The sequence below is a fragment of the Lentihominibacter hominis genome (genome assembly GCF_014385065.1).
GTDB lineage: Bacteria > Bacillota > Clostridia > Peptostreptococcales > Anaerovoracaceae > Lentihominibacter > Lentihominibacter hominis.
In genome coordinates this window covers 846454-871065 of sequence record NZ_JACRTA010000001.1, presented here as the reverse complement: position 1 = coordinate 871065, position 24612 = coordinate 846454, and the positions used below count along the sequence as shown (strand labels likewise).

Genomic DNA, 24612 nt, shown 5'->3' with positions numbered 1-24612 from the left:
GACCACTAAACTGAAACTCACAGACAAATCTATGTTTTTTTGATATACAGTTTCTTGTCGCCCTTTAATTATCAATGCTTTGAACCTTGTACTACTCTCCGTTTTTGTGGTATACTAATATATGTATGTTCAAAACAAATTTTACCATCGAAAAAAGGAGAGATTATGGATAATACAAAGAACTATACAAGTTCATTATCTGAAAGATACCCAAGCAAAGAAATGAAATACCTCTTTTCTCCGGAAATGAAATTCAGAACATGGAGAAAACTTTGGATCGCCCTTGCTGAGACAGAGCAGGAACTGGGCCTTCCAATTACAGACGGCCAGATAGCTGAGCTTAAAGCAGCGGCGGATAATATAAATTACGATGTGGCAAAGGAGCGTGAAAAAGAAGTAAGACACGACGTCATGTCCCACGTTTATGCTTACGGACTTCAGTGTCCGAGTGCAAAAGGCATAATACACCTTGGCGCCACATCCTGTTACGTAGGCGATAACACAGACCTCATAATCATGACCGAAGGACTCAGACTTATCAGAAAAAAACTGATAAATGTAATATCCAATCTGGCAGACTTTTCCGAAAAATACAAGGCTCTGCCTACTTTAGGTTTTACACATTTTCAGCCTGCTCAGCCTACGACAGTAGGGAAAAGAGCTACTTTATGGCTCCAAGACCTCCTTATGGATCTGGAAGATCTGGATCATATACTGGGTACAATGAAGCTTCTTGGTTCTAAAGGAACTACAGGAACTCAAGCCAGCTTCCTCGAACTTTTCGATGGAGATATAGAAAAAGTCTGCAGGCTGGACACCCTCATCGCAGAAAAAATGGGTTTTGACAGCTGTTATGCAGTATCAGGTCAAACCTATTCAAGAAAAGTAGATACCAGAGTACTCAATGTTCTTTCAGGTATTGCCCAAAGCGCTCATAAATTCAGTAACGACATCAGACTTCTCCAGCACCTTAAGGAAATAGAAGAACCATTTGAAAAGAATCAGATAGGATCTTCCGCAATGGCATACAAAAGAAATCCTATGCGTTCAGAAAGAATAGCAGCACTTGCCAATTTTGTCATCGCCGGAGTTTTAAACCCTGCCATAACAGCTTCAACACAATGGTTCGAAAGAACTCTGGACGATTCGGCAAATAAACGTCTTAGTATTTCAGAAGCGTTCTTGGCTGCTGACGGTATTCTTGAACTTTACATGAATATAACATCAGGGCTTGTAGTATATCCTAAAGTCATAAAAGCCAGACTGATGAGCGAACTTCCTTTTATGGCAACTGAAAATATTATGATGGATGCCGTAAAGATGGGAGGAGACAGACAGGTTCTTCACGAAAAAATCAGACAGCATTCGATGGAAGCAGGAAAACGTGTAAAGGAAGAAGGCGCCGACAATGATCTTCTCGACCGTATAGCTTCCGATCCTGATTTCAACATGACAAAAGAGCAGCTTTTAGCTCTTATGAAACCTGAAAACTTTACAGGCTGTGCCGAAAGCCAAACCGAGAGATTCCTAAAAACAGAAGTCGCTCCGATACTCAAGGCCAATAAAGAAGCCCTCGGCATGCACGCTGACATAAATGTATAAAACTTTTAAAAACATTGCTAACGCTTGGCAAAGACGGCTGTGCCGATTTTCTTCAGCGTCAGACATATGAAAGGAGATTTAAATGATCAAAGCAATCGTAGGCGCTAACTGGGGCGACGAAGGAAAGGGAAAAATCACTGATACGCTCGCACAGAACGCTGATATCATAATCAGATTTCAAGGTGGAAGCAACGCAGGTCATACCATCAAAAATAATTATGGCAAATTTGCCCTTCACATGCTCCCTTCAGGAGTATTTTACGACCATACAACCAGCATTCTCGGAAATGGCGTAGCTCTCAACATTCCTTATATGACAAAAGAAATCAATTCACTGATAGAACAGGGAGTGCCAAAGCCTAAGATCCTGGTCTCTGACAGAGCACAGATATTAATGCCCTATCACATTCTCTTTGATGAATATGAAGAAGAACGTCTTGCCGGAAAAGCCTTTGGTTCCACAAAATCAGGAATAGCCCCATTCTACTCGGACAAATACGCAAAAATCGGTTTCCAAGTACAGGAACTTTTTATGGACGAAGCCCTTCTGCGCGAAAAGGTAGAAAGAATTATAATTCAGAAAAATATCCTGCTGAAGTACCTGTATAATAAACCAGAACTGGATCCCGATGATATCATGAAAACATTGACAGAATACAGAGAAATGGTTGAACCTTATGTGTGCGATACCGCTCTCTTCCTTGACGAAGCTATAAAGGCAGGAAAAGATATTCTCCTTGAAGGACAGCTGGGCGCTCTGAAGGATCCTGACCACGGTATTTATCCAATGGTCACTTCATCATCTACTCTTGCAGCATACGGCGCAATCGGAGCCGGAGTGCCTCCATATGAAATCAAAGAAATCATCACAGTAGTAAAAGCCTATTCCAGCGCTGTAGGCGGAGGAGCCTTTGTCAGTGAGATACTTGACGAAAAAGAAGCAGAAGAACTGAGAAAACGCGGAGGAGACGGCGGGGAATATGGTGTTACCACCGGAAGGCCTCGTAGAGTAGGCTGGTTTGACGCTGTAGCCACCAAATACGGATGTATGACTCAAGGAACCACAGAAGTTGCCTTCACTGTACTGGATCCATTGGGATATCTGGATGAAATACCCGTATGCATAGGATACGAAATCGACGGTGAAATAACCGATAGATTCCCTTGCACTGCGAAATTAGAAAAAGCCAAACCTGTAATAAAAAAGCTGCCCGGCTGGAAATGCGATATCACAGGTATACGCGAATTTGAAAAACTTCCGCCAGAAGCTCAAAATTATGTAAACGAAATTGAAAAGCTTATCGGATTCCCTATCACCTATGTATCAAACGGACCGGGAAGAGAAGATATCATAAAAAGAGTCCCCAAACTGTAAAGCTTGACAACCGGAGGTTTATAAAGAATGTACAAAGAAGCGCTCAGAGCTGCCTGGGCAGAGATCAATATCACAAATCTTGATTTCAATATAAAACAAATCAAAGAAAAAGTCGGTACCGGCAAAAAAATAACCGGAATCATCAAAGCTGATGCTTACGGCCACGGCGCTGTAAAAGTTGCCACGGTTCTCAGAGCAAACGGTATAGATTCCTTTGGCGTAGCCACGCTTTCCGAAGCCATCAGGCTTCGAAAAGCAGGTTTTATATTGGAAGAAATCATTCTTTTAGGACTAACTCCCGAGCCTTATACAGATACTATAATTGAATACAGGCTTACCCCCGTTGTCTGTGATTTTAAAAGTGCAGAAGCTATATCAAAAGCCGCTCAAAAAGCAAACATAATTATCAATGGTTATATAGCCATTGACACCGGAATGGGAAGAATCGGTTACGATATTGAGAATTCTGCATCTGTAGATGACATCAAAATGATCCAGAACCTTCCCGGGTTCAAGATAAATGGACTGTTTTCACATTTTGCCACTGCAGATTCAGCCGATAAAACTTATTCGGTAGTTCAGGAACAACGCTTTATGGTATTTTATAAAAAACTGGTCAACGCCAACATCAATATTCCATGCAGAACCATAGCCAATAGCGCTGCAATTATGGAATTATCATCTACACATTATGAAATGGTACGTCCCGGTATCATACTGTATGGCTGCTATCCTTCAAACGAAGTAGATAAAAGCCAGCTAAAACTCAGGCCCGTTATGTCAGTAAAAGCCAATATAATTCAGTTAAAAAAAGTTCCCGCAGGCAACTCAATAAGTTACGGACGAAAATTTACAACAAGACAGGATAGTCTTATTGCTACGATTCCTCTCGGATATTCCGATGGATTCCCAAGGCCTTACTCATCTAAAGGCAAAGTAATAGTAAACGGTGTTTTTGCTCCCATAGCCGGTAATATATGTATGGATCAATGTATGATAGATGTTACTCATGTTCCTTATGCACGTCTGGGAGATGAGGTCACCATAATGGGCAAAGATGGAATTTACGAAATCCTGGCAGATGACATCGCCAAATCAACTGAAACAATAAACTATGAAATACTATGCGCGTTTGGACAAAGACTTCCAAAGGTATACGTATATTAAACGCCTATATCCAAATACTAAATACAGAAAGGTTTGAGGTGAATAAAATGAAAAAAATATCACTTTTACTGGCTAGTATATTAATAGTGTTTACGATTACAGCATGCGGAAGCGACAATGCCGCTTCAGATCCGTCCGCTGCATCAGAGGACAAGACAACAGTTACTGTAACTATAGATATAGATTTTCCTGATGATTCAAATGCAGCAGATGTTGATAGCGCTAAGCTTACCGTAAATGATGGCAGCAGTGTATTAGGGGCTCTTGAAGCTTATGCAGATTCAAACGGAGGAGAAATCCTGCTTGACAAATCTTCCGGCAGTCCCTATGTTACCAGCATAAATGGTGTTGCCGCTACAGAAACAGCCGGATGGGTATATGAAGTAAACGATAAAGAAGTGATGAAATCAGCAGATGAGTACATTATCAAAGACGGAGACACTATTAGCTGGGACTTTGAAAGCTGGACAGATAATAATAATTAAAAAAATTTTAATTTCAGGCAGATACATCAGTGTATCTGCCTTTTTCAATTGCCTAAAAAGCTTTATACTGATATTCTTTCTTCCGGTTTTTGTACTGATATTTCCGGTAGTCTAACAATCTTATTACAGACTTTTTCTGCCAGAGCCATATTATGTGTAACTACTACAAGACCTATATTTCTTTCCTCTGATATCTCTAATACTAATTGCCATATCTGCGCCTGAGTTATAACATCAAGCATTGTACTGATCTCGTCACAGATAAGAAATTTTGTATCAGGTCCCAATACCCTTGCTATACAGAATCTTTGCAGTTCACCTCCTGAAAGTTCTGACGGCCATCTTTTAAGCCATTCTTTCTCTATTCCCATAGAATCAAGAAGATTCTGATCGGGTTTCCAGCACTCATTAAGCGTTTTATCCATTTTCCACCTTGGATTAACCGCTTGTTCAGGATGCTGATATACCATTTGTACAGGGCAGTACCCTTTTTCAGGAAGAAGCTCACCGTTTAACAATACCTTCCCTTCTGTTGGTTTCAGATAGCCGGACAATATCTTAGAAAGAGTACTCTTCCCATATCCCGACGGGCCTACCAACGCTATACGATCAGCAGATTCCACTGTAAAATTCACATTCCTCAAAACCCAAGGACTTTTATCATTATATCTAAAACTTATATTATCCGCTTTAAGTTGCATGAACACACCTGACCTTTCCGCCTCTTACAGAACTCATCTGTATCTTTCCGCCGCATTCTTCTGTTCTCAAGGGACATCTGTCAGCAAACAGGCACCCTTTTGGAAGATCTCCCGCATAAGGCTGCGTACCTTTTATAGGTTTAAAACTGTTTTGAGGCAAAGCATCTATAAATGCTCTGCTGTATGGATGCCTTAAAGCCTTTTTCCCTTTTATAAAGTCCTCTGCAGGACATTCTTCCACAGTAGTCCCCGCATAAAATACTGCTATACGATCAGCTACACTAAGGGCCAGATCTATATCATGAGTAATAAGCATTACTCCGCATCCCTGATCTGCAAGCTGACGAAAATGTCTGAGGGTTTCCATAGCCATTTCCATGTCAAGCCCTGGCGTCGGTTCATCGGCAATAATAAGTTTTGATTTTTCCATCACAGCTGTAGATACGAGAACACGTCTGGCCATTCCTCCGGAAAGCTGAAAAGGATACATTTTTTCTACATTTTCAGAAAGACCATATCTTCTAAATGCTTCTCTCATCTTTTCCACAGTTCCTTTAATTCCTTTCACCTGTTTGCCTACCTTCATCAACGGATCAAGGAACTCTACTGATTGAGGAATCAATACTATCTGCTCTCCCCTCAGCTTTTTCTGATCTTTTTCAGTCAATGGTTTTCCCATGAATTCCATACTGCCGGTAATTGTAGCATTATCAGGCAATATACCTAAAACCGAATGCGCCAGAAGGCTTTTTCCCGAGCCGCTGGACCCCACGACTGCTAAAATTTCACCGGAAAAAACTTCTACATCAAGTGAGTGAATGACCTGAAGATTTGTCTTATTCCAGCCTCGGTCATAACGACTGAATGAAACAGTCAGATTTTTTACTTTTAAAACAGATTCTTTATTATTATTTAATACTCCCATTTCCCCCTCCTATTGATTGCCGCTTCCCGGATTAAGAAGCATCTTAAGCTTATCTCCTATAACATCAAACAGCATCACTGCTACCAGAAGGATCAGTCCGGGAAACAAGCAAAGCCACCACTTTCCTGTAACTATATGTTTCATAGCTTCTGACAATATACCGCCGATAGCAGGCGTTGAAGCCGAAAATCCGAATCCGAGAAATGTAAGAGAGGCTTCATGCATAATGGCATGCGGGAAAAGTAATACCAGCCCTATAAGATATACCGGAAGCACATGTGGTATTATATGTTCCTTAGCTATCCGAGTTTTTGATTTTCCCATTTTCACAGCGGCCTGTACATACTGAGCATTCTTGACTTGTAAAACCTCCGCTCTTACCAGTCTCGTAAGCTCAGGCCAATGAGTTACAGCCACAGCAAAGGCCACACCAAAGCCTCCCCTTCCCATCATATAAGAAATAAGGAGAAGAAGCACGATATGGGGCATCCCCATACAACAATCAACAAGCCAGGTTATAATCTTATCTGTTTTTCCTCCGGCTACAGCAGCGGCAACGCCGAATATAAGCGCAATAACAGAACTCACCGCAGATGCAGCCAAACCTACTAATATACTGTTGGAAAGACCTTTTATGCTTCTCCAGAACATATCTCTTCCCATAAAATCCGTTCCGAAAGGATGTGAAAATGATGGTGTAAGAAATTTATTTTCATAATGCACGCCATAAAGATCAGGATTCATGACAAGCCCCGCAATCAGAACTGCAATCAGATATACACACGCTGCTGTTATATATATTATCATTTTTTTTCGGGTATTGATGCCGGAAGATTTCAAGCGGGGACTTCCTGCAGCAAATATAGAATCATTATGCACGGTATCCTCCTTCCTTCAGTCTGGGATCAACAACTCCATAAAGTACGTTGGCAATAAAATTTCCGACAAATACAAACAGAGCACTGAACATGGCTATTCCTATTAAAAGAGGAGCATCTGCATTAAGAGCCGCAGCAGTAACAGCACTTCCTATTCCCGGATATGAAAAAACTGTTTCCGCCAGTGCAATTCCTCCGAATAACTCACTAAATGATGCAAACTGCAAAGTTATAGCAGGCATTGCGATATTCCTAAGTCCATGTCTTATTACAAGCTGTTTTACAGATTCTCCTCTGGCTCTGGCAAACAATATATAATCGCTGTGCATTATTTCAATAAGCTTCTGTCTCGTATAAAGTGTTATCTTTCCAGTACCCAGAATACTCAAAGTGACGGCAGGAAGTATCATGTGGTATATACGGTCCCATATGGTCACATCTGCTGCAAGTTTGTCCACCGGAACTGCCTGTCCTATAGGAAACCATCCCAAAATTATTGAAAACACTGTGAGCATGAGAAGACCAAACCAAAAAACAGGAGCTGACTGTAAGATAAGACAAAATGTCTTTACACATTTATCAAAAATGCTTCCCTTCTTTACAGCCGCAAATATACCGGCTGTGAAACCTATAATCCCTGACAATACCCATGCTGCCAATATAAGAGCAACTGAATATTTGAATCTATCCGCTATTACAGTTGATACTGGCATATTGTATGTGATGGACTGACCGAGATCACCGTGAAGCGTGTGATCTGCCCATGTGAGAAATCTTTCCGCAGGAGGATCATTGAGCCCCCAGTATTCTGCCACCTCCTCCTTAGCCTCTTCAGACAGCGTAGATTCTGCTCCTACATAAGCTTTCAAAGGGTCTACAGGTGATGCCGATATCAGTATAAAAGATAATATGCTGACAGCTATTAAAAGTGTCAGCATTCTTGCTGTAGTGGAACAAATATATTTCACTCTGTTCATAAATAAGATCCTTTCTAAGACAATATCTTCCGAAATAAACTGCTCTGCCTCAGAGACAGAACAGTTTATTATATAATGTTTATTTATTTCAGCGTCCACTCGTTCATATTATTAATCACAGGAGCACCATGGCCATGTGGATGAGGTATCTGTGTATCTACAGAAATATCAAGATCATCCTTTACAAAATAACTATGTTCTATATTCACTATATAAAGATAAGCATAATCATCTGCTGTAGCTGTCTGTACTTCCTTCCACGCTTTCACCGCATCTTCTCTGTTATTGGAATTTAAAGCTTCTTCTACCAATTTATCTACTTCCGCATCAGAATATCTTATAGTATTTGAGGTTCCGTTTCCGGTAAAAGAATCACTGTAAAAAAGATTTTTGAGAACTACAGGATCAAACTGCCCCCATCCCCATACTACGCCATTTGAAGCTGCTGCTGTTGATAATTCATCCCATGTTTTCTGATCTACATCTATTTTGATTCCCAAAGTTTTTGCTTCTTCAGCTACAGCAGCAGCCAGCTGATATCTCGCTGTATCTCCGCTTGGCGAGAGAATAGTAAATTCACATTTCTTTCCGTTTTTTTCATATATTCCATCATCACCTTTGATCCAACCTGCAGCTTCCAATAATTCAGCTGCTTCATCTTTACGGTTATCCTCATATGATGTTGTATTCCCCCAGACCAAATTACTTGTAAAGCCTTCAGCCGGTTTTCCTATTCCGTTAAGAGCATCGTTTATTATCTTTTGTCTGTCTATACCTATGGCGAGAGCCTGTCTTACTGCTTTATCAGAAGTAACATTATTACCCACTATTATTTTCTGTCCATCTTCTGTTATATAACTTGTCTCAGCGGTTACAGGAAGGCCTATCTGACGTACATCCATAGTTTCAAGATTTTCTATATGCATTCCTTTTACTTCTTCATCAGCATAATTGGGATCTACCATTACTACATCCAGCTCGCCTGATTTGGCGTTAGCAATAGCCGTATCTTCTTCCATATTCAAAATAGTAACCTGCTTTATGGAAGGCACTCCGCCATAATAATCCTCATTAGCCTGTACTATAATTTTCTGAGCTGTATCATACTGTATTACTTTCCATGGACCTGTTCCTATAGGAACTGTATCAAAAGTCTTACTGTCATAACCATCACTGGGAACTATTCCCAGACAGGCAGTCTGATCAAGAAATGATGAATATGGTTCGCTGAGTTTAAAGGTTACAGTATAATCATCTGTTGCTTCTGCTGATTCCATACGGCTCAGATCCACATTTTCATTATTTCCCTGATTGTTTTTAACTTCATTATATGTGAACACCACATCTTCAGCCGTAAAATCTGATCCATCATGAAACTTGATACCTTCTTTTAAATTAAATGTATAAGTCAGCGCATCTTCGCTTATCTTCCAGTCAGAGGCCAAGTCTCCGGTATATTCAGATTCCGGCGTCACCTTGGTAAGTGCATTATTTGTAAACGGGTATCCATAGGACATTGCTCCTTTTACCGGATCCAAGCTTCCATCGAATATAGTTCCTCCTATATATACAGATATCCCCTCTTCTTCGGAAGACGTTTTTCCGCATCCGGATAATACCCCTGCTGACATTATTAATAGCAGCAAAATACCAATACCTTTTTTCAATAACGATTTATTTTTCATATTTCCTCCTGCTTACTTTACAATTACGATGAAATCAGTTCATAAAAAAATCCAGACAGGCTAAAAAACTACTTCTAATAGTTTTATAGCCTTCCTGGACAAGTATTCCTGTGATTTTAAGTTTTTGAAGATAAACTTTTTTAAACAATAATATTATTAAAGTATTGCTTCATGATCTCTTCTGAGATCTTATGACACTTCTGTGCCGAGTTCTTTTATTGTATCATATTGGTATTCCATTGCAATAACAATTATGTATATTATGCATTACTACTTTGCTCTACTTTCTTACATGTGTTCTTTCTGAGCTACAATGATAGCTTCTTCTGCACTATCAAAAATATACTCTTCTCCTATCAGGTCAATGAGTCCGCCTCGTTCCATCTCTTCAAGAACTTTAGGTTGCACGCTGGTCAAATATACTTCTGTTCCATGGCTTTCCAGCTCTTCTACAAGTTCTATAAGTGCCTGTATGCCGGAAAGATCTATAACCGGAACACCTCTCATAGAGAGTATAAGTCCTTCTGTTACTCCCTCCTGCTCCTGCAGTTTCTTCACTAATTTATCTACTACAGCAAAAAATATAGCGCCGGTCAGGTAAGCAACTCTTACCTTTCCCGAAATTTTAGGAAGATGTATACCTACTTCTTTAAGCCTGTCAGCATCTATATCACTTACATTGATTTCTATATCAGTGAGTTTTATCAATATAAGTATTACAGAAACGGCGACACCAATAACTATAGCCTGTGTCAGATCCAAAACTACGGTAGCCCCCATAGTTATAATAAATTTAATGATACCCGATTTGAATTTATGGCTGAATATAAAACGTATATTGGCCCAGTCATTCATTCTCCATGCCGTAATAATCAAGACTCCTGCTAAGGCAGAAAGAGGTATTACAGACATAACCGGAGCCAATACAAACATTGAAAGCAGCAGTATAGCCGCATGAATTATTCCCGTAAGTCTTGTTTCGCATCCTGCTTTTATAGCTACACTGGTTCTTGCTATAGCAGCAGTTGCGGGAACACCTCCGAAAAATGGTATAACAATGTTTCCTATTCCCTGTGCTATCAACTCTCTGTCAGCATTCAGCTCTTCTTTTTTCATCTTCCCGGCTGAAGCTCCGCAAAGAAGACTCTCTATCATTCCCAACGCAGCTATGGACAGAGCAGGAACAAATAAATCCCAAAATTTAGAAAAATCAAATCCTGATATAGACAGTCTCTCATCAAGGAATAATGTTTTAGGTATATCCCCTACCATTGCTACATCTAATTTCAAAAATTGATTTACTATAAGAATGATTATCAAGGCCGCCAATGATGACGGTATTTTTTCATTAAGCTTTTTCGGCCATATAATCATAATGACAATAACTGCTAACCCTATGCACATAGTAGGTATATCCGGATGGAAACCTTCCGTAAAATATGAAATAAACTTGGTTATAGCAAGATTGCCTTTAGATGTCACTCCAAAAAAATTATCAAGTTGTCCTAATGCTATTATTACAGCTATACCTGAAGTAAATCCTGTAATTACGGAAGATGGTATATAATATATTATTCTTCCCAATTTCAGCACTCCTGCTGCTATCAGCATTATTCCCGCAAAAAAGCAAGCTATCAATATACCTTGCATGCCATATTTGGCAGCAAGAGTCACCAGTATTGCTGTCATTGCTCCCGTCGGTCCTGATATCTGAAAAGATGCTCCCGATAAAACACTTATGACAATGCCTCCGATAATAGCAGTGACCAGTCCGGCCGCAGCAGTAGCTCCCGAACTTACACCAAAGGCCAAAGCCAGAGGAAGCGCAACAGCTGCAACAGTTATACCTGCCATCAGATCTTTTGAAAACCTCTTGCCGTTATAACCTTTAAATTCATTTCTGATATCGGTTACATAGTCTTTAAACAAATTCATGATTCCTCCATTGTATTTAATTTATTTTTCCTATAAATAATTATAGGCTTCTGACAATATTATTCAAGGGTGTAAACCATTACTAATTTGCTTATTTTGTCAATCTTAACTCTTTTTCTTCAATACTTTCAGTTTGCCTCCACATGCACATCTATATAAGGATATTTTTTTCATCATTGCCGTATATCTATGCCTTGGATATTCTCTTCCACAATCATAACATTTTATTACATATTTTATTTCTTCTTTGTTTAAAGTTATATCCATATCTTTGAATGAAGAAACACGTTTTATATTATATCCATATGCTTTATTCATTTTTTCAGCATATTCTTTCCATATATTTCCATGATTATAGCAGTTTTTACAAGTATGCAAAACTTCATGAGCCAACACTTCTCTTATCTTTTCCTCACGACATTGAAGTATAAACTGACTTATTTCAATCTGAAATTTTTCATTTTCTTTTTTGCAGCATCCGAATCGACTTTTAGGTCTTGGATTTATTCTAACTTTACCACATATATTATCAGGCACAGGAATATTCAACTCCTGTGCCTGCTTTATTACTATATTTAAATTACTGTTTACATCTTCCGGTCTCATAGTTTTCAATTATGTTTCACATGAAACAATCCTATCTAATTAAGTGTTTTCAACAATTCTATTAATCTTTCGAGATCTTCTTTACTGTAAAATTCTATTTCTATCTTGCCTTTTTTCCCTCTTCGATTAAGATTTACTTTAGTTCCGAGGATTTCCTTTAGATCTTCTTCTACTCTTTTAACATCTGCATTTTTTGCTTTGTCTCTCGATCTGGCGGTTCCTTTATCTTTCTTATTTTCCTGAGCTAACTTTTCCATTTGTCTTACAGAGAGTCCTTCTTTAACAGCTATATCTGCAAGAGCTATCTGCTTCTTTTCATCAGATATTGCTGCGAGAGCTCTTGCATGCCCTGAAGTAAGTAATCCTTCTGACAAATATCCTTTTACTATATCAGCTAACTTAAGCAATCTTAAGCTGTTAGCTATGTAAGGTCTGCTCTTGCCGAGACTCTTTGAAACTTGTTCCTGAGTAAGACCATATGTATTCATCATCTGACTGATTCCCTCAGCTTCTTCTATAGGATTAAGATCTTCTCTCTGCATATTCTCTATAATAGCAAGCAGCATATTTTCTTCATCAGTGAGATCCCTGATGATACAAGGAAGCTCTTTTATTCCTATTAATCTGGCAGCTCTCCATCTTCTTTCACCGGCTACAATTTCGTACCCATTCTTGGCTTTTCTGAGAACGATAGGCTGTATAAGCCCATGCTCTTCTATAGATGAAGCGAGTTCTTGCAGCTTTTCTTCATCGAAAGTTTTCCTCGGCTGTCCGGAATTTGGTTTTATATTGTTTATATCTATATATTCTATACCTCCGGCCTCTTGTGGAAATTTTTCTTCATTTATATTTGCTTTGGCTTTCTTTTGTTCGTTACCTTCCGATTTTTCTTCTTTTTTTACGCTTAAGGATACTTCCGCATCTCCGAAAAGTGCATCAAGACCTTTTCCTAAGCCTCGCGTTTTTTTCGGCGCTGCCATTTACTCTTCCTCCTCGCTGCTTAAAAATTCATCTGCAAATTCCATATATGCCTGCGCTCCTGTCGATCTGGGATCATATTGTATTACAGGCATACCGTAACTTGGCGCTTCAGCTAATCTAACATTTCTGGGGATAACAGTAGTATATACCTTCTCCTTGAAATATTTCTTCACTTCTTCAACTACCTGTATGGAAAGATTAGTTCTTCCATCAAACATACTAAGAATAACACCTTGTATCTCAAGATTAGGATTCATATTTCTTTTTACTATGTCTATTGTACTCATAAGCTGGCTTACACCTTCAAGAGCATAAAATTCACATTGTATAGGTATAAGTACCGAATCTACAGCAGTCAGTGAATTTATAGTAAGTATTCCTAAAGACGGCGGACAATCTATAAAAATATAATCATATTTAGGCTTAAGAATATCTATTGCTCTCTTAAGCCTTTTTTCTCTTCCTGCAAGCTCTATCATTTCTACTTCCGCCCCTGCAAGCTGAACGCTGGCCGGCATTATATCAAGATTCTCAATACCTGTAGGTAAAATTGCCTCTTCAGGATGATATTTATCTTCTATTAGTATCTCGTGAGTAGTAATCTCCAGATTTTTTTTTGAAATCCCCACCCCACTGGTAGTATTTCCCTGCGGATCAATGTCCAATATCAGCACTCTTTTCCCTTTTATAGCCAAACATGCCGCAAGGTTTATATTGGTAGTAGTCTTACCTACCCCGCCTTTTTGATTAAAAATAGCTATAGCTTTACCCAATTTATTCCTCCTTAATCAATATACATTGACTATTTCTTATATTGCTTTAAACATTATATAACATCATTATAATTTTTACTATAACTTTTGCATTTCTTTACAAAAAAAATAATGTTTCACGTGAAACATTATTTTAAGGAGTATATCATATAACCATTCCTTGTATTTCTTTAGGTATGGTAATTGTTATTCTGAGATCATTTCCTGTATCCTCCTGTTTAAAAGTGGCGCCTTTTTCATTTAATTCCATATCATTAAATGTTCTTCTCAGTGTATTGAGATAAAGCTTATAACTTATATGCTTTATTTTATTTTTCTCACGTTCCTGATTTTCTTTTTGTGTGAGGTAATCTTCCACAAGCTTTTCCGTCTGTTTAACATTAAATCCATGTTTTAAAACTTTGCCTATTATGACTCTTCTCAACTGATCGTCTTCGATTTTAAGTAAGGCCCTTGCATGACGTTCAGTAAGCTTATTTTCCACCAACATATTCTGTATATCTTCCGGTAAAGATAAGAGTCTGATCTTATTAGATATAGTAGATTGATTTTTTCCTAATTTCTCCGATAAAGCAAGTTGGCTTATGCCATATTTTTCCATTATATTTTTATAAGCTCTTGCCTCTTCTATGTATCCGAGATTTTCACGCTGTATGTTTTCCACAAGAGCTATCAAGCTTATTTCTTCCTCATTAGCTTCTTTTATAACGGCGGGGACTCTGTCAAGTCCTGCCATTATTGACGCTCTAAGTCTTCTCTCCCCGGCTATAAGAAGATACTCTCCATTAGCCTCCTTTTTTAAAATCAAAGGCTGCAGCACCCCAAATTCTTTTATTGAATCTCTTAGTTCCAATAGCTGTTCTTCTGCGAAAATCTGTCTGGGCTGCTGTGAATTAGTTTTAATCATATTTATCGGTATTTCCGTAGTCTTTTTAATAAACATCATCCCTACCCCCTTTCCTACATATATATTAACAACTTGTCCTTCTTCAGAAAAGATGATTCATAACACAAAAAGAGCCGATTTATGCTATTTAATCGGCTCTTTTGACGGAGTTCCGGGTTTTCTCGGAAATTTCGACAGTGTATTTTTTTTCTTTTTTATAACTATAAATTTATGATCAAAAGGTATCCCTGTTATTTCAGGACTTTCTTCTCTTATTACCTCTCCTCCAAGAGCAGTCACTGCATTAATCGCATCTTCCAGTTCTTTTCTGCAGTCAGGCCCCTTATATGCTATAAAACTTCCTCCAACCCTTACAAAAGGAATACAATATTCGGAAAGTGTACTCATATTAGCCACTGCACGTGAAACACAAAGATCAAACTTCTCTCTCATATCCTTACGTCTGCCCATTTCTTCTGCTCTTCCATGAAACGCCTTTACATTGAAAATTCCAAGAGACTCACATAACTGATTAATTATCTTTATTCTTTTATTCAGGGAATCTATAAGCACAAATTCCTTATCAGGAAAAGCTATTGCGAGAGGTACTCCGGGAAAACCACCGCCCGTTCCTACATCTATAATCGAAAATGAATTTTTAAACTCATCTAAGCCTGCACAGAGAAGAGAATCCACATAATGCTTCTGTATAAATTCGTTTTTCTCAGTTATGGCAGTAAGATTTATCTGCTGATTCAGTTTGAGTATTTCACTCATATATTGATAAAATTTCTTTTCTTTCTCGTCATTATAATCTATATCTAATATTTTAAATATCTTTATTAATTCTTTCATAACCATATCAGCTCTTTCTCCTGCGAAACTTTTCCATATAAATAAGAAGTACATTTATATCTGCCGGAGATACTCCTGATATTCTGGATGCCTGTCCCACAGACAGCGGTCTAAAATCACTCAGTTTCTGCCTCGCTTCTATTCTGAGCCCATCAATACTGTGATAATCAATATCAGAAGGAAGCTTTTTATTTTCCAGTCTTTTAAATTTTTCTATCTGCTGCTTCTGTTTGTCTATATACCCTTCGTATTTTATTTGTACTTCCATCATAGTTTTTTGATGTGAAGAAAGTACAGGTCTTTCTTCGTCTATAACAAAGGATTCGTCATATTTTATTTCAGGTCTTCTCAGCAGCTCATACAGAGAGCATGGACTTTTTATCGGTGTACTTCCCTTACTTTCCAGAAAATCATTTACATTTTCAGGTTTCAATACTTTTTTCTTTAAGCGATCTGTCTCAAGTCTTACTACTTCTTTTTTATTCAAATATTTCTCATATCTATCATTTTTTACCAATCCAACCTCATAACCCTTCTCAGTCAAACGTAAATCTGCATTGTCTTGCCTGAGAACCAGTCTATATTCTGCTCTGCTGGTCATAATTCTGTAAGGTTCATTAGTACCTTTAGTTACTAAATCGTCGATGAGAACGCCAATATAAGCTTCGTTTCTCTGAAGAACAAATTCATTTTTCCCTTCTATTTTACGAACAGCGTTTATTCCCGCCATAAGTCCCTGCGCTGCAGCTTCTTCATATCCGGAACTTCCATTGAACTGGCCGGCACAGAAAAGGTTTTCGATATGTTTATTTTCAAGAGATATTTTTAAATCTACAGGATCTATGCAATCATACTCAATAGCATAAGCAGGCCTTACTATTTCTAAATTCTCAAGTCCCGGTATAGTTTTATAAAATTCCTGCTGTACATCTTCAGGAAGACTAGACGACATTCCCTGTATATACATCTCATCAGTATAAATTCCCTCTGGCTCGACAAAAAGTTGATGTCTTTCTTTATCTGAAAATCTGTTTACCTTATCTTCTATAGAAGGACAATACCTCGGACCGACACCCTCTATATGACCGCCAAACAGAGCTGACCTATGAAAATTCGCTCTTATTACATCATGCGTAGCTTCATTGGTATATGTAAGCCAGCAATCTGCCTGATCTTTCTCTAAACTGTCATTCATAAATGAAAATGGAACAATATCCTCGTCTCCGTGCTGCGGTATCATCTTATCAAAATCAAGGCTCTTACCTAAAGCTCTGGCAGGAGTACCAGTTTTAAACCTTCTCATAGGAAGACCATACTCTTTCAGACGTTCTGCCAGCTCGACAGACGGAGCCAGACCGTTGGGACCGCTTTCAAAAACACTATCGCCTATAAATATTTTTCCGGCAAGAAAAGTTCCTGTTGCTAATATTACAGCTTCAGCTCTGTAACATGCGCCAGTCTTTAAAACTACTCCACAGGCTTTTCCTTCTTCTATTATTATGTCTATAACTTCACCTTGTTTCAAATGAAGATTATCCTCATTCTCAATAGTCTTTTTCATTTCAATATGATACTGATTTTTATCAGCCTGAGCTCTAAGAGAGTGAACAGCCGGACCCTTAGCAGTATTAAGCATACGGCTTTGGATAAAAGTCTTATCTATATTTATTCCCATCTCTCCGCCCAGAGCATCTATTTCTCTTACAAGATGACCTTTTCCTGTACCGCCTATCGACGGATTACACGCCATCATAGCAACAGCCTCAAGATTTATGGAAAACATCAGCGTCTTTTTCCCCATTCTGGCCGATGCAAGCCCTGCTTCACACCCTGCATGACCCGCTCCTACTACTATAACATCATATGTTCCCATTAAAAATTTTTCCATTTGCCGATACATGCCTCCGTATATAAAAAAGAAAAATTATTTCCCCAGACAAAATCTGGCGAATACTTCATCTATGATATCATCCGATACCGTTTCTCCTATTATCTCACCTAAATATTCATAAGTGTTTTTAACATCTATTTCTATAAAATCCAGAGCTTCTTTGGAAGCAATCATTTTAAGAGCATCTTCAAGAGATCCTCTGCTTTTTCTTAAAAGCTCTATATGACGAACATTATTAACCATCATACTGTCTTTTTGTGATAGATGTCCGCCATAAACCATATTTTCAATAAATTCTTCTATATCCTCTATCCCTTTGCCATTGAGTAGAGAGGTTTCTATTATATCATGGTTTCCCGCTATTTCTCTTATTTCATCGTCGTCAAATACTCTGCCAAGATCACTTTTATTTATAAGAATCAAAGATTTCTTTTCCTTAAGATATTTCCCTATCTCTTTATCTTCAGAAGAGATAGGACGGCTTCCATCAGTTATAAATATTATAAAATCCGCATTATTAAAAGCTTCTTTAGATTTTTCTATCCCAAGAAGTTCAACCTTATCAGAAGTATCTCTTATACCTGCAGTATCAACAAGGTAAACAGGAATATTTCTTATACTGAGAGTTTCTTCAATAGTATCTCTGGTAGTACCCGGTATTTCTGTAACTATAGCGCGTATTTCTTTTAGAAGACTATTCATCAGAGAAGATTTTCCCACGTTTGGTTTTCCTACTATAGCTATTCTTATTCCTTCTCTTATCATACGTCCTGTAGAAGCTGTAGACAATAGTTTTTCAATCATTTCGCCTATCAGCAATATATTTTCTTCCAATTTTTCATAAGTAAGCTCTTCTATATCTTCATCAGGATAATCTATATTGACTGTTATATCTACAAGAACATCCAGAAGCTTTTGTCTTATCTCCATAATTTTAAGAGAAAGTCCTCCTTCAAGCTGTGATATAGCCACATCAAAGCTTTTATCAGTCTTAGCCTTCACAATATCTATAACAGCTTCAGCCTGAGATAAATCAAGCCTGCCGTTTAAAAAAGCTCTCTTAGTAAATTCACCCGGTTCAGCCATACGCGCTCCTTTTCGAAGCGCAAGTCCGAGAGTTTTTCTTAAAGCCACTATACTGCCGTGGCAATTTATCTCTGCAACATCTTCCGCCGTATAAGTTTTAGGACCTTTCATATACACTGCTAAAACTTCATCTATTATCTCATTGTTATCTTTATCTACTATTTTTCCATAAGTCATTCTTCGGCTTACTATTTCAGCAAATTCTCCTCCGGGTTCAAATATATCCTTTAAAATATCAAAAGCTTTGTTCCCGCTTATTCTTATAATGCCGATTCCACCCTCTCCGTAAGCGGTGGCAACTGCAGCAATAGTATCTTCCATTTTTTTCTCCCCAATAATCGCAAAAGTCCGCAAATAAACTTGCGGACTCTTAAAATTACTTTTTAAGCTCTATTACAACTCTTCTATAAGGTTCTTCACCTTCGCTCCTCGTATTAATCTCAGGATTCTGCTGCAAAGTAGCATGAATTATTTTTCTTTCATAAGGATTCATTGGTTCAAGCCTTACATATTTCTTATTTCTTATTACCTTTGCCGCCAGTCTATTGGCCAGCTGTTCAAGAGTCTTCTGCCTTTTAGCTCTGTAATTCTCAGCATCTATAACTACTTTAATATACTTTTCGCTGTTTTTATTTATCACAAGACTTGTAAGATACTGAATAGAATCCAGCGTCTGTCCTCTTTTGCCTATAATAGTGCCTGAATCTTTGCCTGACATCTCTATATAAACTATATCTTTACCTGCTTTAACATCAAATGACAGTGTAAGACCCATTTTTTCTGTTACATCTTTCAGAAAATCAAGAGCTTCATGCTCTTCCACATCTTCAAGTTCGCTTTTATTTACGACTTCGATATTCAAGCTGCTCTCTTCTTCATTATTTTCAGCTGTGCCAGCTTTATTATCTTTCTTATTTCTGTTCTTCCTGTTATTCTTATATTCTTTATTGTCAGTTTTTTCTTTAGGCTCTTCAGATTTTTCTTGCTGAAGATTTTCTTCATGTTCCTCTTTTTCGAGAATCTCGGCAGCAGGGATTTCTTTTTTCTCCTCTTTTTTCTTTTCTACTCTTACTTTTGCAAGTTTAGAGCCTATACCGAAAAACCCCTTTGAAGGCTGTTCCAAAACCGTAACTTCAACTTCATCTCTGGAGAGTTTAAGATCCATAAGGGCAAGTTTGACAGCTTCTTCAACGTCAACCCCCCATTTTTCCGAATAATCCATTTAAATTTTCCTCCAAAACTATAGAGATCTATTTTTTATTTTTTTTCTGTGCCTCTCTTTTTAATCTCTTTCTGAGAGTAGCCATATGTATATTGAAGAATATCTGTATAATCTGGCTGACTGCCCAATAAAGAGCAAGTCCGGATGGAAATGATCTCGCCATCCACAAAATCATAATAGGAAAAATATATTTCATCATTTTCATCATGCCATTCATCTGATTATTGGCACCGCCGCTATCAGATAAGGCTTGATTCATAGTAAATGAAATAAATGTCGCTACGCCCGCAATTATAGGAAGTATCCATGGATCCGGCTGACTTAAATCTTTTATCCACATAAAAGATTCATGAAAAGCAAAAATCATACTGTCATCTGCCATATACCTCAAAGGGTTTCTCAGTAAAGCAAATAACCCCATAATTATAGGCATCTGTATAAGCATAGGAAGACATCCACCCATAGGATTGAATTTTTCTTCCTTATATAACTCTGCCATCTTTATATTCAAAGTTTCTCTGTCGTTTGCGTATTTTCTCTGTAAAGCCTGCATTTTAGGCTGTACCTCTGCCATTTTAGCAGTAGATTTAGTCTGCTTTATGTACAAAGGATACAGACACAACTTAACTATCAGAGTAAACAAAATAATAGTAATTCCATAATCACTTAAAAAGTTATACAGAAAACCGAGAAGCCATCCCAATGGCTTTGCTATTACTCCTAATATTGTATACATTAATTAATTTCCTCCTATTTTAAAGGATCATAACCTCCCGGATTAAAAGGATGACATCTCATCAATCGCTTTATACCGAGAAAAGAGCCTTTAAAAAATCCGTACTTTTCCAATGCCTGTATAAAGTAAGTAGAACAAGTAGGATAAAATCTGCATGTTGGCGGAAAAAGAGGAGATATGAATTTCTGATATCCTTTAATTACAAGAATCAATATCTTCTTCATCTATATGCCTCTTATCTCTTATACAATTTTGCTTTAGATACAGAATTTACCATAGATTTTTCCACATCTCGAAGTTTCTTTCCGTTTATATTTTTCCGTGCAATGAATATAAGATCATACCCCGATTTGATATAATCTTTTAAAAATCTATAGTTTTCCTTCATGAGCCTTCTGGCTCTGTTTCGTTCAACGCTGTTTCCTACTTTTTTGCTTGCTAAAAATGCTATTCTGTTGTATGAAAGATCGTTCTTCCTATAAAAAAGTACAATATACCGTTCTCCGACGGATCTTCCTTTTTTATATATAGAAGTAAAATCATCTTTTCTTCTCAGTATATCCTTTTTTAGCATAACATTACCAAATTTATCGGTATAAAAATCGCATTCAGCTGAATTTATCAGCTGCGGTCTCTATGTTTCATAAATAATTATCAGGTTATAACAAAAAGACCACACTTGCGGTCTCTATGCTGATAAAACTTTTCTTCCTCTTTGTCTTCTTCTTTTTAAAACATTTCTACCGTTCTTTGTTTTCATTCTTTTTCTAAAGCCGTGCTCTTTTTTTCTCTGTCTTTTTTTCGGCTGATATGTCATCTTCATCCGTTTCTTCCTCCTTCTGTAAATTATATCAATTCAAGTGCATAAATCTAAATTTCAACTTATGCCATACGCTTTACTATTATACCCTCCAGTTAAACTTGTGTCAATTGATTTTAAAATAACACCCATAGTCATTAAATACATTAATGTAAAAATATTACAAATAATAAGTATCACACCAATATATAGTTATGCCTGTTGAAACTTTGCACAATTTTATCCACAAGTAGTGGATAACTTCATTTAACTTTATTTTTTCAACAAATTTTATTAACCTATTGCCTGTGGATAACTTTTTTTGATATTATATACCTACAGCTTAGAGAGAGGAAAAACTTATGAAGAAAAAGATTGAAGAAAAAAAATGGAGAGATATACTTTCAGAAATAAACGAAAACGTTACAGATGTGAGTTACAGGACATGGTTTGCTCCATTAGTGCCTCTCGAAGTGGATGAAGATGCTAAAGTATTTTACGTTGCATCATCTAATGATTTTGCCATTGGAATTCTGAAAACCCGTTATATTTCAATATTTGAACAAGCTGTAGAAAGCGTATTCAGAAAAAAATACAAGGTAGTTATAAAAGAAAAAACAGAAGAAGAAATAGAAAACTTTCTTAAAGGAAGTTCCGGAAAACACACACAGATCGAGGAAAAAAAAGAGACTGAAGAAGAATTCAGAGAAGAATACTTTCTCAATCCAAAATACAACTTCGATAATTTCGTCGTAGGATCTAACAATAACTATGCCCATGCTGTAGCTCTTGCTGTAGCTGAATCACCGGCAGTAGTCTACAATCCTCTTTTTATATATGGAGGATCAGGACTCGGAAAAACTCATCTCATGCATGCCATAGGACACTACATACTTGAACACAATCCTTCTTCCAAAGTTCTTTATGTTTCCTCCGAAATGTTTACATCTGAACTTATAAAAGCAATACAAGATAAAAAAAACTATAACAGTAAAATGAGGGCTTTCAAAAAAAAATATAGAAATGTAGATGTATTGCTGATAGACGATATACAGTTCATAGAAGGTAAAGAAAGTACCCAGGCAGAGTTTTTCCACACATTCAATGCTCTTTATGAATTTGAAAAACAGATAGTTATATCAAGCGACAGACATCCAAGTAAACTTACAGATCTTGATGAACGCTTAAGATCAAGATTCCAATGGAATATAATAGCAGACATACAGCCTCCCGATTTTGAAACAAGAGTAGCAATCTTAAGAAATAAAGCAAAACAGGAAAATGTCGACGTTGAAGATGATGATATGCTTGAAGTTATAGATCTTATAGCTGAAAAAGTCAAATTCAATATAAGAGAGCTTGAAAGCGCTCTAACGAGAATTATCAGTTATTCAAGAATCTTTAATGAACGTATAACCGTAAAATTTGCCAGAAAAAATCTAAACGATATTTTTTCAACCAGTGACTTTAACATAACATGCGAAACCATAAAAAAAACGGTCTGCAAAAAATACAATATAAAAATATCAGATATAGAATCAGCTAAAAGAAAACGTGAATTTTCACACCCAAGGCAGATAGCCATGTACCTTTGCAGAGAATTGACCGATTCATCGCTTCCGAAGATAGGAGAATATTTCGGCGGCCGTGACCACACCACAGTACTGCATGCTTACGAAAAAATCTCTGCAGAATTAAAAACCAACAGCCTGATGGCTGAAGAAATAAGACGCATAAAAGACGATATACAATAGTTATCCACACTATCTGTTAACAAAAAAAACAAATTATCCACAGTTTTTTAAGAACAAAAAAACAAGTATTTATAAGGGCTTTATAAGTTATCAACAGTTTCAACAGGCCCTACTACTACAACTACTATAAATATATATAAATATAATAAACAGATTTTTTTCATTTGGAGGATATTATGAAATTTACTTGCAATCAACAAACACTGACAAAAGCGCTAAATACAGTTTCAAAAGCAGTTTCAAACAGAACTACTCTGCCTATTTTAAAAGGAATACTGCTGGAAGCTAAAGCCAACGGAAAATTAATTATGACTGCTTCTGATCTTGAAATAAGTATACAGAAAGAAACAGAAGCTTACGTAGAAGAAGAAGGCTCTATTGTTGTTATATCAAAATTATTCGGAGACATAATAAGAAAGCTTCCCAATGAAGAAATATCTATAGAATCAAACGAAGAAAACTCTGTATTGATAAAAACAAGTTCATCTGAATTTACAGTAGTAAGCTTTCCTGTAGATGAATTTCCTAAAATAGGAGAAAAAGAAGAAATAAAAGATGATCTTATATTTGATAAAGAGATATTCAAAGATATGGTAAGAAAAACCTCTTTTGCAGCCTCTATAGATGAATCAAAAGGCATTTTAGTAGGTATACTTACAGAAATAGGAAGAGAAAAGGTCAGCATGGTAGCTCTTGATGGATTTAGGCTTGCTCTTGCCAATGAAAACATGACGAGTGCCGAAGAAAATAAATTTATAATATCAGCTAAAATTATGAATGAAATAAGTAAAATCATTTCTGATGATGAAACAGACGATGATATCAGAATATTGATGGGAGAAAAAAAAGCTGTATTTAACATAGGAACAACAGAAGTAATACTCAGACTTATGGAAGGCGAATTCATAAAATACAAAGAAATAATACCTAAAAACAACGATATAAATGTCATAATAGGAAAATCAATATTACTTGAAAGTATAGAAAGAGCATCACTTTTAGCTAAAGAAGGAAAAAATAATCTTATAAAGATGACTATAAAAAATAATTTGCTTACGATAACTTCAAGATCTGAAGAAGGTAATGTGAAAGAAGAAATAATAATGGAAAAAACAGGAGATGATCTTGAAATAGGATTTAATTCAAAATTTATTATAGACGTATTAAAAGCAATAGACGATGAAGAAATATCTATGAATTTCAAAACAGGAACATCCCCTTGCGTAGTAAAACCTGTAGAAGGGAATTCATATGAATATTTAATCCTTCCTGTAAGAATACCTTCGATGTAAA

At 37.0% G+C, this 24612-nt stretch carries 24 protein-coding genes; 6 read left to right on the top strand and 18 right to left on the bottom strand.

The window, feature by feature from the left end:
* Positions 1 to 165 precede the first annotated feature (165 nt).
* From purB to H8692_RS04085, 4 genes are all read left to right on the top strand, one after another.
* The gene (purB, locus tag H8692_RS04100) at positions 166 to 1602 is read left to right on the top strand and encodes an adenylosuccinate lyase (RefSeq protein ID WP_177268196.1); all 1437 of its coding nucleotides are present in this window, start codon (positions 166 to 168) and stop codon (positions 1600 to 1602) included.
* An 82-nt stretch (positions 1603 to 1684) separates the two neighbouring features.
* Positions 1685 to 2977: an adenylosuccinate synthase gene (locus H8692_RS04095; protein WP_177268194.1), complete on the top strand. Its 1293-nt coding sequence runs from the start codon at positions 1685 to 1687 to the stop codon at positions 2975 to 2977.
* A gap of 27 nt (positions 2978 to 3004) precedes the next feature.
* Positions 3005 to 4144 (top strand): alanine racemase, encoded by a 1140-nt coding sequence (alr, locus tag H8692_RS04090; protein WP_187525041.1) that lies wholly within the window; start codon positions 3005 to 3007, stop codon positions 4142 to 4144.
* 47 nt (positions 4145 to 4191) lie between these two features.
* Positions 4192 to 4629 carry a DUF4430 domain-containing protein gene (locus tag H8692_RS04085; RefSeq protein WP_177268190.1) on the top strand — a complete coding sequence of 146 codons (438 nt, stop codon included), beginning with the start codon at positions 4192 to 4194 and terminating at the stop codon, positions 4627 to 4629.
* Positions 4630 to 4691: 62 nt separating this feature from the next.
* On the opposite strand, the gene H8692_RS04080 is transcribed toward H8692_RS04085, so the two are convergent.
* The 18 genes from H8692_RS04080 to rpmH form a co-directional block, all read right to left on the bottom strand.
* A complete protein-coding gene (locus H8692_RS04080) occupies positions 4692 to 5330 on the bottom strand; it encodes an ABC transporter ATP-binding protein (protein ID WP_177268188.1) in 639 nt (212 codons plus the stop codon).
* Positions 5320 to 6255: an ABC transporter ATP-binding protein gene (locus tag H8692_RS04075; RefSeq protein WP_187525040.1), complete on the bottom strand. Its 936-nt coding sequence runs from the start codon at positions 6253 to 6255 to the stop codon at positions 5320 to 5322. Before H8692_RS04075 ends, H8692_RS04080 begins: the two co-directional genes overlap by 11 nt.
* Positions 6256 to 6264: 9 nt before the next feature.
* Positions 6265 to 7134: an ABC transporter permease gene (locus H8692_RS04070; RefSeq protein ID WP_412265155.1), complete on the bottom strand. Its 870-nt coding sequence runs from the start codon at positions 7132 to 7134 to the stop codon at positions 6265 to 6267.
* On the bottom strand, positions 7127 to 8110 hold the full coding sequence (locus H8692_RS04065) for an ABC transporter permease (RefSeq protein WP_177268184.1): 984 nt from the start codon (positions 8108 to 8110) through the stop codon (positions 7127 to 7129). Before H8692_RS04065 ends, H8692_RS04070 begins: the two co-directional genes overlap by 8 nt.
* A gap of 83 nt (positions 8111 to 8193) precedes the next feature.
* Positions 8194 to 9795, bottom strand: a complete 1602-nt coding sequence (locus H8692_RS04060; protein WP_187525039.1) for an ABC transporter substrate-binding protein — start codon at positions 9793 to 9795, stop codon at positions 8194 to 8196.
* Between the two features lie 288 nt (positions 9796 to 10083).
* On the bottom strand, positions 10084 to 11730 hold the full coding sequence (locus H8692_RS04055; RefSeq protein WP_243206886.1) for a SulP family inorganic anion transporter: 1647 nt from the start codon (positions 11728 to 11730) through the stop codon (positions 10084 to 10086).
* Positions 11731 to 11835: 105 nt separating this feature from the next.
* Positions 11836 to 12336: a SprT-like domain-containing protein gene (locus H8692_RS04050; protein ID WP_207722940.1), complete on the bottom strand. Its 501-nt coding sequence runs from the start codon at positions 12334 to 12336 to the stop codon at positions 11836 to 11838.
* Positions 12337 to 12371: 35 nt separating this feature from the next.
* Positions 12372 to 13316 carry a ParB/RepB/Spo0J family partition protein gene (locus H8692_RS04045; RefSeq protein WP_177268178.1) on the bottom strand — a complete coding sequence of 315 codons (945 nt, stop codon included), beginning with the start codon at positions 13314 to 13316 and terminating at the stop codon, positions 12372 to 12374.
* Positions 13317 to 14090 carry a ParA family protein gene (locus H8692_RS04040; protein WP_177268176.1) on the bottom strand — a complete coding sequence of 258 codons (774 nt, stop codon included), beginning with the start codon at positions 14088 to 14090 and terminating at the stop codon, positions 13317 to 13319.
* A 145-nt stretch (positions 14091 to 14235) separates the two neighbouring features.
* Positions 14236 to 15036 carry a ParB/RepB/Spo0J family partition protein gene (locus H8692_RS04035; protein WP_187525037.1) on the bottom strand — a complete coding sequence of 267 codons (801 nt, stop codon included), beginning with the start codon at positions 15034 to 15036 and terminating at the stop codon, positions 14236 to 14238.
* 84 nt (positions 15037 to 15120) lie between these two features.
* The gene (rsmG, locus tag H8692_RS04030) at positions 15121 to 15831 is read right to left on the bottom strand and encodes a 16S rRNA (guanine(527)-N(7))-methyltransferase RsmG (protein WP_187525036.1); all 711 of its coding nucleotides are present in this window, start codon (positions 15829 to 15831) and stop codon (positions 15121 to 15123) included.
* A gap of 7 nt (positions 15832 to 15838) precedes the next feature.
* Positions 15839 to 17719: a tRNA uridine-5-carboxymethylaminomethyl(34) synthesis enzyme MnmG gene (gene mnmG / locus H8692_RS04025; RefSeq protein WP_177268172.1), complete on the bottom strand. Its 1881-nt coding sequence runs from the start codon at positions 17717 to 17719 to the stop codon at positions 15839 to 15841.
* 36 nt (positions 17720 to 17755) lie between these two features.
* Positions 17756 to 19129 carry a tRNA uridine-5-carboxymethylaminomethyl(34) synthesis GTPase MnmE gene (gene mnmE / locus H8692_RS04020; RefSeq protein WP_187525035.1) on the bottom strand — a complete coding sequence of 458 codons (1374 nt, stop codon included), beginning with the start codon at positions 19127 to 19129 and terminating at the stop codon, positions 17756 to 17758.
* A gap of 55 nt (positions 19130 to 19184) precedes the next feature.
* Entirely contained in the window at positions 19185 to 20030 is an 846-nt protein-coding gene (jag, locus tag H8692_RS04015) for an RNA-binding cell elongation regulator Jag/EloR (protein ID WP_187525034.1), read from the bottom strand.
* A gap of 28 nt (positions 20031 to 20058) precedes the next feature.
* Positions 20059 to 20766 (bottom strand): YidC/Oxa1 family membrane protein insertase, encoded by a 708-nt coding sequence (locus H8692_RS04010; RefSeq protein ID WP_177268166.1) that lies wholly within the window; start codon positions 20764 to 20766, stop codon positions 20059 to 20061.
* A 14-nt stretch (positions 20767 to 20780) separates the two neighbouring features.
* Positions 20781 to 20990 (bottom strand): membrane protein insertion efficiency factor YidD, encoded by a 210-nt coding sequence (yidD, locus tag H8692_RS04005; RefSeq protein ID WP_177268164.1) that lies wholly within the window; start codon positions 20988 to 20990, stop codon positions 20781 to 20783.
* An 11-nt stretch (positions 20991 to 21001) separates the two neighbouring features.
* The gene (gene rnpA / locus H8692_RS04000) at positions 21002 to 21340 is read right to left on the bottom strand and encodes a ribonuclease P protein component (RefSeq protein WP_177268162.1); all 339 of its coding nucleotides are present in this window, start codon (positions 21338 to 21340) and stop codon (positions 21002 to 21004) included.
* 114 nt (positions 21341 to 21454) lie between these two features.
* Positions 21455 to 21589, bottom strand: a complete 135-nt coding sequence (gene rpmH / locus H8692_RS03995) for a 50S ribosomal protein L34 (RefSeq protein ID WP_177268160.1) — start codon at positions 21587 to 21589, stop codon at positions 21455 to 21457.
* A 338-nt stretch (positions 21590 to 21927) separates the two neighbouring features.
* On the opposite strand from rpmH, the gene dnaA reads away from it, so the two are divergent.
* Positions 21928 to 23319: a chromosomal replication initiator protein DnaA gene (gene dnaA, locus H8692_RS03990; protein ID WP_177268158.1), complete on the top strand. Its 1392-nt coding sequence runs from the start codon at positions 21928 to 21930 to the stop codon at positions 23317 to 23319.
* Positions 23320 to 23495: 176 nt separating this feature from the next.
* Positions 23496 to 24611: a DNA polymerase III subunit beta gene (dnaN, locus tag H8692_RS03985; protein WP_187525033.1), complete on the top strand. Its 1116-nt coding sequence runs from the start codon at positions 23496 to 23498 to the stop codon at positions 24609 to 24611.
* The last annotated feature ends 1 nt before the right edge of the window (position 24612 follow it).